At 71.4% G+C, this 15063-nt stretch carries 17 protein-coding genes; 11 read left to right on the top strand and 6 right to left on the bottom strand.

The genetic code is table 11. From position 1 onward, the window contains the following. Positions 1–85 precede the first annotated feature (85 nt). Positions 86–1123 (bottom strand): 6-phosphofructokinase, encoded by a 1038-nt coding sequence (locus ACX9TP_RS40810; protein ID WP_482976087.1) that lies wholly within the window; start codon positions 1121–1123, stop codon positions 86–88. A gap of 394 nt (positions 1124–1517) precedes the next feature. On the opposite strand from ACX9TP_RS40810, the gene nagB reads away from it, so the two are divergent. Further along, positions 1518–2264, top strand: a complete 747-nt coding sequence (gene nagB / locus ACX9TP_RS40805; RefSeq protein WP_482976086.1) for a glucosamine-6-phosphate deaminase — start codon at positions 1518–1520, stop codon at positions 2262–2264. Positions 2265–2357: 93 nt separating this feature from the next. On the opposite strand, the gene ACX9TP_RS40800 is transcribed toward nagB, so the two are convergent. Next, positions 2358–3995: a vWA domain-containing protein gene (locus ACX9TP_RS40800; protein ID WP_482976085.1), complete on the bottom strand. Its 1638-nt coding sequence runs from the start codon at positions 3993–3995 to the stop codon at positions 2358–2360. Positions 3996–4254: 259 nt separating this feature from the next. Between ACX9TP_RS40800 and ACX9TP_RS40795 the strand changes: the two genes are divergently transcribed. Continuing rightward, entirely contained in the window at positions 4255–4875 is a 621-nt protein-coding gene (locus ACX9TP_RS40795) for a TIGR02265 family protein (RefSeq protein ID WP_482976084.1), read from the top strand. An 86-nt stretch (positions 4876–4961) separates the two neighbouring features. On the opposite strand, the gene ACX9TP_RS40790 is transcribed toward ACX9TP_RS40795, so the two are convergent. Both ACX9TP_RS40790 and ACX9TP_RS40785 read right to left on the bottom strand, forming a co-directional pair. Next, on the bottom strand, positions 4962–5816 hold the full coding sequence (locus tag ACX9TP_RS40790; protein ID WP_482976083.1) for a lytic transglycosylase domain-containing protein: 855 nt from the start codon (positions 5814–5816) through the stop codon (positions 4962–4964). 9 nt (positions 5817–5825) lie between these two features. After that, a complete protein-coding gene (locus ACX9TP_RS40785) occupies positions 5826–6566 on the bottom strand; it encodes a TetR/AcrR family transcriptional regulator (protein WP_482976082.1) in 741 nt (246 codons plus the stop codon). Between the two features lie 101 nt (positions 6567–6667). Here ACX9TP_RS40785 and ACX9TP_RS40780 point away from each other — a divergent pair, with 101 nt between their 5' ends. Further along, on the top strand, positions 6668–7210 hold the full coding sequence (locus tag ACX9TP_RS40780; protein WP_482976081.1) for a hypothetical protein: 543 nt from the start codon (positions 6668–6670) through the stop codon (positions 7208–7210). A 19-nt stretch (positions 7211–7229) separates the two neighbouring features. On the opposite strand, the gene ACX9TP_RS40775 is transcribed toward ACX9TP_RS40780, so the two are convergent. Next, positions 7230–7775: a hypothetical protein gene (locus ACX9TP_RS40775; RefSeq protein ID WP_482976080.1), complete on the bottom strand. Its 546-nt coding sequence runs from the start codon at positions 7773–7775 to the stop codon at positions 7230–7232. A gap of 18 nt (positions 7776–7793) precedes the next feature. Further along, positions 7794–8420, bottom strand: a complete 627-nt coding sequence (locus ACX9TP_RS40770; RefSeq protein WP_482976079.1) for a hypothetical protein — start codon at positions 8418–8420, stop codon at positions 7794–7796. Between the two features lie 224 nt (positions 8421–8644). Between ACX9TP_RS40770 and ACX9TP_RS40765 the strand changes: the two genes are divergently transcribed. The 8 genes from ACX9TP_RS40765 to ACX9TP_RS40730 all read left to right on the top strand — a co-directional run bounded on the left by ACX9TP_RS40765 (position 8645) and on the right by ACX9TP_RS40730 (position 15063). After that, positions 8645–9382: an immunity 52 family protein gene (locus tag ACX9TP_RS40765; RefSeq protein ID WP_482976078.1), complete on the top strand. Its 738-nt coding sequence runs from the start codon at positions 8645–8647 to the stop codon at positions 9380–9382. Positions 9383–9399: 17 nt separating this feature from the next. Beyond that, positions 9400–9966 (top strand): imm11 family protein, encoded by a 567-nt coding sequence (locus tag ACX9TP_RS40760; protein WP_482976077.1) that lies wholly within the window; start codon positions 9400–9402, stop codon positions 9964–9966. Between the two features lie 81 nt (positions 9967–10047). Beyond that, positions 10048–10587: a hypothetical protein gene (locus ACX9TP_RS40755; RefSeq protein ID WP_482976076.1), complete on the top strand. Its 540-nt coding sequence runs from the start codon at positions 10048–10050 to the stop codon at positions 10585–10587. 163 nt (positions 10588–10750) lie between these two features. Beyond that, positions 10751–11434: a carboxypeptidase-like regulatory domain-containing protein gene (locus ACX9TP_RS40750; protein ID WP_482976075.1), complete on the top strand. Its 684-nt coding sequence runs from the start codon at positions 10751–10753 to the stop codon at positions 11432–11434. 1 nt (position 11435) lies between these two features. After that, positions 11436–12614, top strand: a complete 1179-nt coding sequence (locus tag ACX9TP_RS40745) for a phage tail sheath family protein (RefSeq protein ID WP_482976074.1) — start codon at positions 11436–11438, stop codon at positions 12612–12614. Next, on the top strand, positions 12607–13095 hold the full coding sequence (locus ACX9TP_RS40740) for a phage tail protein (protein ID WP_482976073.1): 489 nt from the start codon (positions 12607–12609) through the stop codon (positions 13093–13095). The genes ACX9TP_RS40745 and ACX9TP_RS40740 overlap by 8 nt, the downstream gene beginning before the upstream one ends. Further along, positions 13088–14320: a hypothetical protein gene (locus ACX9TP_RS40735; protein WP_482976072.1), complete on the top strand. Its 1233-nt coding sequence runs from the start codon at positions 13088–13090 to the stop codon at positions 14318–14320. Before ACX9TP_RS40740 ends, ACX9TP_RS40735 begins: the two co-directional genes overlap by 8 nt. After that, entirely contained in the window at positions 14320–15063 is a 744-nt protein-coding gene (locus ACX9TP_RS40730; RefSeq protein WP_482976071.1) for a CIS tube protein, read from the top strand. Before ACX9TP_RS40735 ends, ACX9TP_RS40730 begins: the two co-directional genes overlap by 1 nt.

The raw sequence follows: 15063 nt of genomic DNA, 5'->3' as shown, positions 1-15063 counted from the left end.
TCCCTTGTCCGTGAGGAGTGAAGGTGCCGATGCTACCGGAACCCCGGGCCCTCGTTTCAGGGCCGCCGGGGGATGTTGCGTTGCGTCAGCCGAAGAACACCTGGGCCACCTCGAAGAACTCCTTGGGCACCTTCTTCAGCTCGCGGGTGGCGTCCGCCAGGTCCACGGTGATGATGTCGTTGCCCTTGAGCGCGGCCATCTTCCCGAACTCGCCGCGGGCCACCATGTCGCAGGCGTGGACGCCGTAGCGCGTGGCCAGCACGCGGTCATGCGGGGTGGGCGCGCCGCCGCGCTGGATGTGGCCCAGCACCGACACGCGCGTCTCGAAGCCGGTGCGCCGCTCGATTTCCGCCCCGACGATGTTGCCCACGCCGCCCAGGCGCGGCCGGCCGGCTTCGTCCAGGGCGCCCGTGGTGACCAGGTGCTCGTTCTGGTCCTGGGACGTCTTGATGCGCGTGCCTTCCGCCACCACGACGATGGAGAACGTGCGCCCGCCCGCGTGGCGGCGCTGGATGTGCTCGGCCACCCGGGTCAAATCCGCCGGGACTTCCGGCACCAGGATGACGTCCGCGCCGCCGGCGATGCCCGCGTACGTCGCAATCCACCCCACGTGCCGTCCCATGACCTCGCAGACGATGACGCGCTTGTGGGACTCGGCGGTGGAGTGCAGCCGGTCGATGGCCTCGGTGGCAATCTGCACCGCGGTGTCGAAGCCGAAGGTGAAGTCGGTGGCGTTGATGTCGTTGTCGATGGTTTTCGGGACACCGACGATGCGCAGCCCTTCCTGCGACATGCGCGTGGCGGCGGACAGCGTGCCCTCGCCGCCGATGGCGATGATGGCGTGGATGCCGTTGCGCTCCACGGCGCGCTTCACGCGCTCCAGCCCGTTCTCCACCTTGAACGGGTTGACGCGCGAGGTGCCGAGGATGGTGCCTCCGCGGTGGAGGATGCCCGAGGTGGTTTCACGCGTGAGGCGGAAGTGGTTGTCCTCCAACAACCCCTTCCAGCCATCCCGCAGACCCATCATCTCGAAGCCGTGCTCGGCGGCGCGGCGGACCACTGCGCGGATGACGGCGTTGAGGCCGGGGCAGTCACCCCCGCCAGTGAGGACAGCGACTTTCATATGGGAATGTTCTATCTCGACCGGCGCCGGACGGAACCCCTCAATTGCGCCCGAGCGCTCACCGTGGGACTTTCCGCCCGGCCGAATACCGCCGGAAGGCGGTGCGTGCACGGGTGGGCGGGCTCCAGCGGGGCGGCCAGCCGGAAGAGGGTGGCCTCGCCCCCGAAGCGGCCGATGGCCCGCACGCCCACGAGCCGTCCGGGCTCCAGTGCCGCGGCACGCTCCTGGCCGGGCCGCCCGTCATGTTCGCCAGCGGGCAGTAGGGCGTGAAGGCGGCGGCCCGGAGGCCGGCTGTCCGTCATGGACACCCCCGCCATGTCGCGCCGCATTGAAGTGAACGGGGCGGGCACTTCCACACTCGCGCGGGGGCAGGGGCTCCCTATGGTCCGCATCCGTGAAACTCCGCGTCTTCGACTCCGAGCAGCACGCCGCCTCCGCCTGCGCGGCCCACGTCGCCGAGGCGGTGCGCGCGCGGCCCTCCCTGGTGCTGGGACTGCCCACGGGCCGCACGCCGCTCAACGTCTACCGCGAGCTGGTGGCCCTGTCCGCGCGCGGGGCGCTGGACGTGTCGCACGCCAGCACCTTCAACCTGGACGAGTTCTTCGGCCTCCCACCCGAGGACGCGGGCAGCTTCCGCGCGTACATGGAGCGGCACTTCTTCCAGCACGTCAACCTGCCGCGCGAGCGCATCCACTTCCTCGACGGGAGCGCGCCGGACGCGGAGGCGGAGTGCGCCCGGTACGACGCGGAGCTGGCCGCGGCGGGAGGGCTGGACCTGGTGCTGCTGGGCATTGGCGGCAACGGACACATCGCCTTCAACGAGCCCGGGGACAGCCTGCTGGCGCCGTGTCACCGGGTGAAGCTGGGGCGCGAGACGCGGCTGGCCAACGCCGGGCTCTTCGGGGATGACCCGACGCGCGTGCCCCTGGAGGCGCTCACGCTGGGCATGGGCGCCATCCTCCAGGCGCGGCGCGTGGTGCTGCTCGCGTTCGGCGAGGGCAAGGCGGAGGCGGTGGCGCAGATGGTGGAAGGCCCGGTGACGCCGCGCTGCCCCGCGTCCTTCCTCCAGCTGCACCGCGACGCGGAGGTATGGGTGGACCCCGAGGCCGGCCGGCGCGTGTCCGCGCGGGCCCGGCCGTAGCGTCAGGGGCCTGCGGCGAGAAGGAGGGTGGCGACGCGAAGGCTCCGGAGCATGCGGACTCCTGGAAGGAAGTGACACGGCCAGCTTCGCCGTTCAGTACTTCCTGGCGGCCTCGGCCCAGTTGTACCGGGGCAGTATCGCGCGCACGCGGCGCAGCAGCGAGAGGAACTCCTCGCGGTCCTCCTGGCCGTCCAGCGCAGCCTCCACGAGCGACTCCGCCGTCTCGAGGCTCATGCCCGAGGCCTGGCGCGCTCCACGCAGCAGGTCCGCCGTGCCCGCCACCGCCGCGGCGAAGCGCAGGTCCGACGACGCCTCCTCCAGCGAGGCGTGGACCTGGGGGCGCTCCAGCGTGAAGCGCTGCTCGGCCGCTTCCTCGCCGCCCGGACGCTTCGCCCGGACGCGCACGGTGGCCAGGCGCGTGCCCTCACCCGTGAGCTCCACTTCGTACAGCGCGGTGACGGAGTGGCCCGCGCCAATCTCGCCCCCGTCCACCGTGTCGTCGCGGAAGTCCTTGTCCGCCACGGCGCGATTCTCGTAGCCCACCAGCCGGTAGCCGCGCACCGCGTCCGGATCGAAGTCCACCTGCACCTTCACGTCCTGGGCAATCACCTCCAGCGTGCCGGCCAGCTGCTCCTGGAAGACCTTGCGGGCCTCGCGCTCCGAGTCGATGTAGTAGGAGTTGCCGTTGCCCTTGTTCGCCAGCCGCTCCATCAGGTCGTCGCGGTAGTTGCCCATGCCGAAGCCGATGGTGGACAGCGTCACGCCCTGGCTGACGTAGCGGGCCACGCTCTCCAGCATCGCGTCCGCGGTGAGGTTCTTCCCGAGGTTGGTGTCCCCATCCGTGAGCACCACCACGCGCGACACGGTGTCCGCACCCGCTCCGCGCGCCGCCTGCCGGTAGGCCAGCTCCAGGCCGTCACCCATGGCCGTGCCGCCGCCCGTGCAGAGCGAGTCGATGGCCGCCGCGATGTGGCCACGCTCCGACGCCGGCGTGGGCTCCAGCACGGTGCGCACGTCGCCCGCGTAGGTGGTGATGGCCACCGTGTCCGTCTCGTTGAGCCCGCCCACCGCCAGCTTCATCGCCGTCTTCGCCAGCTCCAGCCGGTCCTCTCCGGACATGGAGCCGCTGGTGTCCACCAGGAACACCAGGTGCGTGGGCTTGCGCTGGCTCTTCGCCACCCGCCGTCCCTGGAGCCCCACCTTCAGCAGGTGGCGGTCCATCGTGAAGGGCGACGGCGCCGCCTCCAGGTCCACCTGGAAGGCCCCTTCGCCGGGCCGCGGCTCCGGCAGGTGGTAGCGGAAGGCGTTCACCCACTCCTCCACCCGCACCGAGTCCGGGTGCGGCAGCCCGTTCTCCTCCCGCACTGTGCGGCGGAATAGCGCATAGGACGCGGTGTCCACGTCCACCGCGAAGGTGGAGAGGCGGTCTTCCCGGGTATGGGTGAAGGCGTTGGGCTCGTGCCGCGTGTGCGTATTGGACGCGGAGGACGCCTCCGGTGCGGGCGCCCGCGGCGCTCCACGTGCCGCCACGGGCAGCGCGTCCGGGGACTGCATGCCGAAGGAGCGCAGCGTCTTTCGCGGGTGGGCGCCGCCCACGTCGGGCGAGCCGGCCAAGGACGAGGCGGAGGCGCCGAACAGCTTGCGGATGTTGTCCCCATACAGTGTCACCCCTCCGACAATCCCAAGGACGGTCAGCAGGGCGATGCAGCCGCGGATGAAGGTTCTGCTCATGGACGCCTCGGGGGAGTGGCAAGAAAGAACGTGGGTGAGGCGCCCTTGTTTCACGGGCCATGGAGGCCGCGCGTCCGTCATCCGCCCGAGGTCGGTCAATGGGAGGAGGTCGGTCAATGGGAGGATGGCGCGGACCGTGTTACGCAGGGGCCGCGGGCGGCGAGGGCGTCCCGTGGCGCGCGATGCTCCAGGGATTCGGGCGGCGGTGCACGCGCCGGGGTGGCCGGATGCGGTGCTTCGGAATCTGATGAGGCGTCACATGGAATGGAACGACACCACGACAGGGCATCAGGGCACGGTGGACCGGGTCCGGGACCTGGAGGAGCGGCTGGCGCTCGCGACGCCGGACAAGACGTGCCGGGGCATGTTCCTCAAGGGCGTGCTCCAGGTGGTGGGCTCGTACGGGGACGAGGCCGTGGTGCAGCGGTGCCTCGAGGCCGGCGGGCAGACGCGCATCAACGACTTCTCCAACTACCCCATGGCCGCGCGGCTGCGGATGACCTGGGTCGCCGCGGAATTCATTGCACCGAAGGTGGGAGGCTTTGACACGGCGCTGCGACTGCTCGGGCGGCAGGCGACGGCGGACTTCATGGCCTCGCTGGCGGGCCGGACGATTCTGGCGCTGACGGCGCGGGACATCGTGAAGATGGTGAACAGCCTGCCCACCGCCTACGGCGCCTCCATCAACTACGGGAAGTACACGGTGGAGTGGACGGGCCCCAGGAGCGGCCGCTTCTTCCTCGACGGCGACCTCATGCCCGAGCCCACCAACACCGGCATCATGGAAGCCGTCCTCGCGGCGGGGAACGTGAAGGGCGGGAGGGTGCTGGGACGCCAGCTCGCGCTGACGCAGTGCGAGCACCTCTTCTCCTGGGAGTGAGGCCCGGACGGCTTCGCGTCGCCGGGGCGCGCGCGCGCCCGGAGGGCGGGTGCGGTGTGTCCCGTGGGTGAGAGGGACGCTCCGGCTCAGCCGCGCCGCGCGCTCACGGTGACGCCCGGCTTCACCCGGTCGTCCGCGGAGGCTGGCGCCTTCGTGGGGGGCTTCGTCCGGGCGGCGGGCTTCGTCCGGGCCGCGGGCGCGGGCTTCGCCGACGGCGCGGGCTTCAGCGCGGCCTGTGCCGCCGGCCTCGTGACGGGCGCGGGCTTCACGGTGGGGCGGGCACTCGCGCGCGCCGTCGTGGGTGCGGGCGCCCTCGGTGTCGTCCGCGCCGCGACGGCGGGCGCGGCCGGCCGCGTGTGCTTCCAGGCCGCGAGCACCTTGGGCACGTAGTACTCCGTCTCCCCGTTGCGAGGCACGCGGCCATGCACCGCGCCGGGGCCCGCGTTGTACGCGGCCACCGCGAGCCGCACGTCCCCGAAGCGCCGCAGCTGCTCGGCCAGGTAGCGCGCGCTCGCGTCGATGGCGGACGCCGGGTCGAACGGGTCCTCCACGCCCAGCATGGACGCCGTCGTCGGCATGAGCTGCCCGGGCCCCATGGCGCCCGCCGGAGAAATCCGGTGCACGCGCGTCTCCGACTCCACCTGCACCAGCGCCCGCAGCAGTCCCGCGGGCAGCCGGTGCCGGCGCTCGGCCGCGTCGATGAGGGGCTCGAGCTCCGGGTGTCCCTCCAGCAGGCACGAGGGCCGGTGCTCCGCGTACGCGCGCAGCGCCCCGGCCTTGGACTGCAGGAAGGAGAACGACAGCGGGGACACCGTCGTTTCGCCCAGCCAGGCGATGCCCACGTTGAGCAGCACCACCGGCACGAGCGCGCACGGCACCAGCCATGCCCACCCGGGGATGTTGAACCCGCCGCCGCCGCTCCTGGCCCGCTTGCCTGCCACACTCCACCCTTAAGGGCGCTTGGGGCCTCCGTCCAGCTTCCGGCGCCCGGGCTTGTTGACTCCGGGAGGCAGCCGCAGCCCGTCCAGCACCAGCGCCGTCAGCGCGTCCGGCAGCTCCAGCAGGTTGCCGATGTCCTCCTCGCTCAGCACCGCCAGCAGCAGCCGCTCCACCGCGCCCACCACCGCGAGCCCGCTCACCGCCGGGCGGATGGGCCTGAGCAGCCCGTGCGTGTGCGCCTTCTGCGTGATGTCCACCGCGTGCCGGGCCACCAGTCGGGACAGCTCGGCCACCTGGGCGCGCGCGCCCACCGCGGGGCCCCGGCTCTCCTGGAGGTACAGCCGCACCACGCCCGGGTACTGGAGGAGCGCGCCGACGATGACGGCCGCCACCGCGCGGTAGGCGTCGAACATGGCCTCCACGTCGCGCGCCTGCGCGAGGGAGCGGCCGCACGCCTCCATCCCCGCGAGCAGCTCGCCGCGCACCGGCGCCAGCAGCGCGTCCACCAGGGCGGCCTTGTCGTCGAAGTACCGGTAGAACGTCCCCTTGGCCACCCCGGCCGCCTGGGTGATGTCGTCGATGGTGACGGCGTCCAGCCCCCGCTCCACGAAGAGCTTCAGCGCCGCGTCCTCCAGCTCCTTCGTCCGCTCGCGCCGGTGGGCCTCCCGCCGCCCGCCCGGCCGCCCGGGCCTGCGTCCCGGCCCCGCGGAGGTGTCCGCTCCCGCGCTCCGGGGACTCTCTTTCGTCGCCATAAGCGTGCACTCCGACTTCTTGCGTTGTAGAAAAAGAGTGACCAAATAGTCATTATTCGCAGCGTGGCGTCGGCCGGGCGCCCGCCGGAGAGAGAGCAACCATGATCGGCATTCCACTCGGCTGGGCGTACTCCAATTTCGGGGAATGGGTGCTGCACCGGTACGTGCTGCACGGCTTGGGGAAGCACCGGGGGAGCCTCTGGAGCTTCCACTGGCACGAGCACCACCAGAAGTCGCGGCGGCACGACATGGTGGATGACCAGTACCTGCGCTCCTTGTGGACCTGGTCGGCGAAGACGAAGGAGCTGCTGGCCCTGGCGGCGCTCGCGGTGGCGCACGCGCCGCTGTTCCCCGTGGCGCCCTTCTTCGTGGGCACGGTGTGGGCCTGCGCGGTGAACTACTACCGGGTGCACCGGCGCGCGCACCTGGACCCGGCGTGGGCCCGCGAGCACGTGCCGTGGCACTACGACCACCACATGGGCCGCAACCAGAACGCCAATTGGTGCGTGACGCACCCGTTCTTCGACATCGTGATGGGCACGCGCAGCGAGCACCTCGGCATCCAGCCGCCCGCGCCGGTGGCGGCCGGCGTGCCCGTGGAGGCCAGGGAGCACGCGGTTGGCGTGTCCCCTGGCCTGTGCTGAGCGAAGCGGGCTGCGGGCCTCAGAAGATGAGGTCGAAGTAGCTCGCCTTGGCGCGGATGCCGGCGCACGCCTTGAGGGAGGCCGTCCACGACTCGGTGGGCAGCGAGCCCCGGGCGACGAAGATGAACTCCAGCTCGTCCTGGCGGGCCAGGTCCAGGAGGTCCACGGCGCCGCTGCCAGACAGGCTCAGCGTCTGCGTGGGGGTGGAGCTGGTGCGGCGGAACTCGCCGATGAGGATGGTGTCCTCGCTGCCCGGCTTGCGCACGGACACGCTGGCGCGCTCGATTCCGCTGATGTCCGTGTCGGCCGTCACCTCGAAGACCTTGAGGCGCAGCTCGGTGTCGATGTCGGCATCCTCGGGCAGCGGGGTGGACAGGTCGCCCAGAGGGAAGGTGAGGCTCTGCTGGACGTTCGCGGTGCCGGGGAAGGCGGCGGGGAAGGAGAGGTCCGGCTCCGTCTTGCAGATCTCCTCGGCCTCCGCCTCGATGAAGAACAGCGAGTCACAGCCGGTGGCGAAGAGCGCCGTGGAGCACAGCAGCAGGGCGCGGAAGGAAGTCTTTCGCATGGTGGATGGGCTCCGGCTCTAGAAGAAGTACAGGAGGAACCCCACCTTGACGGAGGGGATGGTGGCGCGGATGGAGAGGTTGCGGGCGGTGACGCTGGGGTCTTCCGTGGCGTCCTGGATGATGGCGCTCGCGTCGTCCACCTTGAGGGCCACGTAGCTCAGGCCCAGGTGGAGGAAGAAGTTGAAGCGGCTGGCCGAGCCGATTTCCAGGCCGACGCTGCCGCTGACGTAGTCGTAGGTGACGTCCTCGACGCCGGCGACGCGGCGCGGGGTGGCGCCCAGCCAGTCGACGACGTCGTTGTAGTCGGAGCCGAAGTAGTGGCCCGCCTCGGCGTTGAGGGAGGGGGCGATGAAGGTCTGCAGGGGCAGGAGGCTGACGCCGCCGCGCAGGCCGAAGCTGAGCGTGTTGGTGGTGGGGCCCGCCTGGAGCCGCAGCCAGGGCAGCGGCCGCAGCACCGCGGACACGCCGATGCCATGGGGCGCGCCCGCGTCCAGCAGCGCGCCGAAGCGGCGCAGCTGCGGCTCACCGGCGCCGTCCTGCGCCAGGGCCGGGGATGCGGCCAGGAGCGCCAGGAGGCAGGCCCAGGCGGCGGCGTGCTGTCTTGGGGGGAGTGCCGTGCGTCTTCTCGTCGAGGATGTCGCCATCGTCATAGGGATGTTCCAGCGTGGGTCCGGCCCGGCGGCCATCATTCGCGCGACCGGGCGGAAACGGAAGTCACGTCGAGGGAAATGACCCGCGAGTGGGGGAGGGCGGACAGGGTGGGCCTGCCTGGGGGTCTGGGGACCACGTTTTCCGGGGCTGTCGTGTAGCGTGGAGCTTGATGCGCCTGGGGTGGAGCGCCAGTCAGACGCCAGGAGCAGGCCGCAGCATGATTGAAGCGTACTCCGCAGGCGCGTACTGGCCCGGCCGGGTCGAAACGCTCGACGCCTATGCTCGGCGCGCCGAGGTCTTCTTCCGCCTGCTCGCCGCCGCTGACGAGAGCTTTGCCCGGTGGCTCGAGAAGGCGGATTCCCGCTCGGCGGCACTCGAGCTCCAGTTCAGGCCGGATGCCGAAACGTTGCGCGGCCTGTTCGAGAAGAAGAAGTACCGGCGTGACGAGGCCGGCATCGCCTTCTCTGCCTGGAACGGAGCGCCAGATGGAGCCAGCAGTGGGGTCAGGCTCGCCTGTGGCTCCGTCTCTCCGCTCCTGGGAGACCTCTGCACGCTGAGCCTTCCCACGGAGGGGATATCCAGGGCGCGTGTCCTGTCGGCCGACGTGCTCGCGCAGGTCTTGCGCGCCATGGCGCTGGCCTGGGAGCCGGCGTGGGGTACCGCCACGTCCCAGGTTCACAGGGATGTGGTCCTGAAGCGCTCCAAGGCCGGGACGTTCGTCGGCTGGGTCATGTACTTCGCACACAGCCGGGGGACGCTGCCCCGGTTGCCCGACCCTGTTCGCACCGAGCCCGTGGGCGACAAGGGCACTCTCGTCATCCTCACTCCCGAGCGCTTCACGGCCAGCAACCCGGAGCATGTCGCGCTGGCAGCGCGTGTTCAGGAACTGCTGGAGCAAGCGGGAGTGCTGGGGCCGCTCGGTCCATCGCTGGCTTCTATTACGGCTCGCAGTTGAATGAGGTTGGATGCGCAATGAGCCGCGAGTTCTTCAGGCTGGATGATGATGTCTATGTTCAGGGGCGTTGGCACCTGGCGAATCCCGCGGATGGCAAGGGCCACGAGTTGGCAGAGCCTTGGCGATTCACGGATGGAACGGCAGTCCAGCTTTCAGAGCGATTGCAGGTGCCCGTCAAGCTCCAGGGAAAGGCCTTGGACTTCACAATGGCCGGTCTGGGAGTCCCGGTGGCGCACGTCAGGGTGGCCTCCATTTTCACCGAGTTGGCACCTGACGACGTGCAGTTGATTCCAGTGGAGGTGGCTGGCCGTCCGGACCAATACCTGATTCTCGTGGCGACAAAGCTCATTCGCTGCATCGACGAGCAGGCTTCCACGATTCAGCTCTGGAGGCCGGAAGACGGGCTTCCAGACAAGGTGGGGCAGTACTACTCGGTGGACGAAATGCGAATCGACCGGTCCAGGGTGGGGGCCGCAAAGGTGTTCCGCCCATGGGGATGGGAGGTTGCCTTGATTGTTTCGGGAGAGATCAAGTCCGCCATCGAGCGTATTGGCGCGACCGGCGCGAAGTTCACGAAGGTGTGAGCCAGTAGGCAGGAGCGCGCGACGCTCTGTCCTTACCATAAGGGTTGCCACCATTTCAGACAACCCAGTAGGTTGACCGACATGGGTGACTTCTTCCAGAACATCGTGGCCCGGGACGTCTCCGCTGAGGACGCCCCGCGCCTCGCGGCGAAGGTTCGGGACTGGCTCATCGCACGGCGCATCATCGAGCCCGAGCTCTCCGACTGCACGTTGGGTGACCCGGGTCATCGTCCCGGGCCCGAGTACGCGCTCGCCCAGGAGACGCCCAACTCCGATGTCCTGCACCTGGCGACGAATGGCCTGCGAATCGAAGTCGGCCGGACGGTCTTCTACAACCTGCAACCCGAACTGACCTGCCGCGCCTGCGGTGCCCGCTTCGAGCCCGGCGATGACTACCAGGATGCCGTAAGCTTCTGGTTCGAGGGCAACGACGCTGTCACCTTCGCCTGCCCTCAATGCCACACACCCGAGCGCCTCACCCAGTGGGACGGTGACTCCCCATGGGGCCTGAGCCACCTGGGCTTCACGTTCTGGAACTGGTCGCTCCTGTCCGAGCGCTTCATCCGCGAGGTCTCCGAGCAGCTCGGCCACCGCACGCTCGTGGTGCGCGACAAGCTCTAATCAACGCACCCACTCTCCCCATCCCCTGTTGAAGTCCCGACGTCCCTCCACCCCGCGGGTCACTACCTGCACCCAGGTGGCGGGTGACACCTTGCCCTCCCGGAAATCACGGGCGGCGAGGCGCTGCCCGTGAGCTCCGGCCCAGGACCCTGGGGGGGACCGGATGATCGACGAAGTCGATCAACGCATGAAGGCGTGGGTGGGCCGCATCGCCGGTGACGTCCCCGTGTTCCTCGGGGTGCCGGACCGCGAGTCCCTCGAGCGCGGCGTGTGCCTGTACCTGCTCGAGCTCGGCCCCGCCCCGCCCGCGCGCGGCGGCGGCCGGCCGCCCCTGCAAATCTCCGTCTGCTACCTCGTCACCGCCGGCGGCGAGTCCCCCGAGCGCGCCCACCGCCTCCTTGGCGAGCTCGTCTTCGCCGCCATGGAGGAGACCGACTTCGACGTGGAGCTCACCCCCGTCCCCACCACCGTGTGGGCCGGCCTCCGTGCCGCACCGCGACCCGGCTTCCGTCTGCGCGTCCCCGTGCGCCGCGAGCGTCCCCAGCCCGTGGTCCACCGCGTGCGCTTCCCCGTCGTCACCACGGCCATTCCGGCCGAGGCGCTGCTCGGCTGCGTGGTGGGGCCCGGTGACGTGCCCATTCCGGGCGCGCTGGTGGAGCTGCCGTCGCTGCGGCTCACCACGCGCACCGACGCGAAGGGCTGCTTTCGTTTTCCCCGCGTGCCGCCAGTGGCCACGCTGGGGCGGCTGGAGGTGCGGGCGAAGGGGGAGGTGCTCGCGCTGGGACCGGAGGCGCTCGCCGCCGAGCCACAGCCGCTGCTCATCCGCCTGCCGCTGAAGGAGGAGTGACGTGCCGAATTACCTGACACCCGGCGTCTACGTGGAGGAGGTCCCCAGCGGGGCACGCTCCATCCAGGGCGTGGGCACCACCACCGCCGCCTTCATCGGCCGCGCACCCGCCGCGGACGCCCGCGTCCACCAGGCCGTGGCCGTGAATGGCTGGGCCCAGTTCGTGAAGGAGTTCGCCCCACCCGGCACGCCGAGCACCCCGCTCGCGCAGGCCGTGTACGGCTACTTCGCCAACGGCGGCCGGCGCTGCTTCATCGTCAACATCGGCGACAGCGAGAGCCTGGTGGGCGACGCGCGCCGGCGCCAGGGCGTGGCCGTGCTGGAGGAGGTCAGCGAGGTGGCCATGGTCGCCGCCCCCGGCTTCGCCAACGCCGCTGCCTGGGACGCGCTGCTCACCCACTGCGAGAAGATGAGGGACCGCGTCGCCATCCTCGACGCTCCCGAGGACGTGGACGACGTGGGCCGCCTCACCAAGGTGGCCACCGGCGACGCGGGCGGCGGCCTGCGCCCCCGCACGTCCGACCAGGGCTACGGCGCCTTCTACTACCCGTGGTTCTCCACGCCGGACCCGCTGGGGGACGGCAAGACGCTGGTGAATGTGCCGCCGTCCGGCCACATGGCGGGCATCTACGCGCGCACGGACATCACCCGCGGCGTGCACAAGGCCCCGGCCAACGAAGTCGTGCGTGGGGCCCTGCGGCTGGTGCGCGACGTGACGCCGGAGGAGCAGGGCGAGCTCAACCAGGTGGGCGTCAACTGCATCCGGTACTTCCCGCGCGGCGGCATCCGCGTGTGGGGTGCGCGCACCGTGGCGGGTGACGACAGCGAGTGGCGCTACATCAACGTGCGCCGGCTCTTCAACTTCGTGGAGGAGTCCATCGCCCTGGGCACCAACTGGTCGGTGTTCGAGCCGAACGACTCCAAGCTGTGGAAGTCCCTCGCGCGCGACGCGCACGCCTTCCTGCTGCGGCTGTGGCGGGACGGGGCGCTGATGGGGCGCACCCCGGAGGAGGCGTTCTTCGTGCAGTGCGACGAGCAGACGAACACGCAGGAGACCATCGACGCCGGGCAGGTCTTCGCCGTCATCGGCCTGGCGCCGGTGAAGCCCGCGGAGTTCATCGTCTTCCGAATCGGCCAGCACGCGGGCGGCGCGGAAGTGGAGGAGGTGACCAATGGCTGAGGCCAAGGCTCCCGAAGCGCCGCCGCCGGAGCAACCCGCGGGCGCGCAGCCCGGTGGGCAGGTGGAGCTGTTCCGGGGTTACAACTTCAACCTCCTCATCGACGGCGTCAACGCCGGGCACTTCCTGTTCTGCTCCGAGCTGCAGGTGAAGGTGGCCGCGCTACGCTACCGCGAGGCCGGCGCCGGGCCGGTGGTGCGCAGGCTGCCGGGCCCCGTCTCCCATGCGGACGTGACGCTGCGCTGCGGCTTCACCCAGTCGCCGGAGCTGTGGACCTGGTTCCTCGCGTCGATGAGCGGCCTGCCGCAGCGCAAGAACGTCTCCATCCTCATGCTCGACATCGACGGAGTGACCGAGCGGCTGCGGTGGAACCTCAACGAGTGCTGGCCGTCCGAGTGGAAGGTGCACCCGCTGGATGCGCTCGGGCAGGAGATTGCCATCGCCTCGCTCACGATGGTCTACGAGTCGCTCACCCGTGGCTGAGACGTCCCAGACACCCTGGCGCGCCGCCTGGGTGCGCGCCGTGGCCCGGCGGATGAAGGCGTGGGCGGAGGCCGTGCTCGCCGAGGAGCCGGCTCCCGCGTCGACGCCCGGGACGGCTCCGCGCCCGGAGTCCGCCGTCGCGGGCCCACGAGGCCCGGACGGCGCCGCGCCTCCTTCGCCCGCGCCGCCGGCGCCGGAGCCCGCGTTCGAGGACCTGGAGGCGCGCTGGCTCCGGGACCTCGAGGCGCGGCGGAGCGTCCCACTGGGTGACTGGGTGGCGCGCGTGCGCCGGGGCGCGCCCCGGTTCCTGGAGGAGGTGCAGCGCGACGGGCTCGTGCCCGCTCCGCCTCGTGGGGCTGGACGGCCGGGTATCACCGCGCACGGGCCACCGCCGCCCGCGTGGACGGCGCCGGACGCGCCTCCTCCCGCTCCGCCGCCCGCGTCTCCTCCCACCGTCCCGGCGGAGGGCAGGGAGGCGCACACACGCAGGGAGCCCCCTCCGGCCATCCACACCTCCAGCGCTTCGAGACCGTCACCCCCACCGGCAGTCCCGTTCTGGACGGCGCCGCCCCGGCCGGAAGCCGAAGTCTCGCGGAGCGCTCCATCCTCTCCCCCGAGGCCCGAGCCGCGCGCCGCCCCCCGCGCGCCATCGACTCCGGAGCGCCCTCCCGTCGGCGCCGAGCCCTGGCCCGTCCCCGCTCCCGCGCCCCGTGCGCTGCCCTCGCACGAGGCAGGCGCTTCGGTGCGCCGCTCACCCTGGGACGACTTCCCACCCTTCGCGAGCGAGGGGCGCACCACACGGACTCCCACCCGCGTGCCGCCTCCCATGCCCGCACCCGCCGAGGAGGAACTGCCCGCGCCCACGGGACACGTGAAGGCGCTGCCGAGGCCGGCTCCTCCCAGGGCCTACGCTCCCTGGGGGGAAGAGGACTCCGCTCCCCGCTTCGCGCCTCGCGAGCCCCCGCGCAATCAGGTGTCCTCCCCAGCGGACGAAGGCGCCTGGGACGGCGCCCGCTCCCCGTCCACGTGGAGGCCCCGCCTGGTGGAGGCACCTCCGCCCACGGAAGCCGAGTCCTCCACCGCGCGGGATGAGCCGGCGGCGGGCGCCGCGAGTCCCTGGCCCGAGCTTCCGCCCGTGCCGGTTCCGGAGAGCACGGAGACGGTGGTGGAGCTGCGTCAGTGGGAGCGGCGCCGGCGGCTGGACCGTGAACAGCGAGGCGAGTGATGGAGCGCGTGGCCTTCCTCATCGAGCCCGGCGGCGAGCGCATCGGGTGCCTGCTCAACCCGGAGACGCTCGTCATCCGTCGCGTGGCCGGCCTGCAGCCGAGGCGCGCGCTGGGCGGCTCGCTGCCGTGGGGCGGGCCCGGGGACGACCCGCTCCTCTTCACCGGCGGGGGCAGCACGGAGCTGACGCTGGACCTGCTCTTCGACGTCTCGCTGTCCGACTCCACGCTCCAGACGGAGGACGTGCGCGAGCTGACCGACCCGCTGTGGCGGCTGGCGGAGAACGGCCTGCGGGAGGACGGCAGCATGCGGCCGTCGCTGGCGCGGCTCGTGTGGGGCAAGTGGCTCAACTACCTTGGCGTGGTGGCCGCGGTGGCCGAGCGCCTGGAGCAGTTCACCTCCACGGGCGCGCCCCGCCGCTCGTGGCTGCGGATGCGCCTGCTGCGCGTGGAGGACGAGGCGGGCCCGCAGGAGCCCGTGCTCGCCAGCGAGCCGCCCGACGCGGACGCGGTGGCGGCGGCGCTGGGCCCGGAGGACTACGAGGCGCACACGGTGCTCGGCGCGAGCGAGGAGGAGGGCGCTCCCGGCGGGCAGCGGCTGGATGAAATCGCGTACCAGCGCTATGGCGACCCGTCGCTGTGGCGGCTCGTCGCCGCGCTCAACGGCGTGGCGGACCCCAACAACCTCCCGGCGGGACAGGTGCTGCGGCTGCCCACCGCCGAGGCGCTCCGGAGGGTGATGTGA

This window comes from Pyxidicoccus sp. M15 (assembly GCF_056858435.1).
Note: the sequence above shows the minus strand (reverse complement) of the source record. Positions and strands in the feature narration are given on the sequence as shown.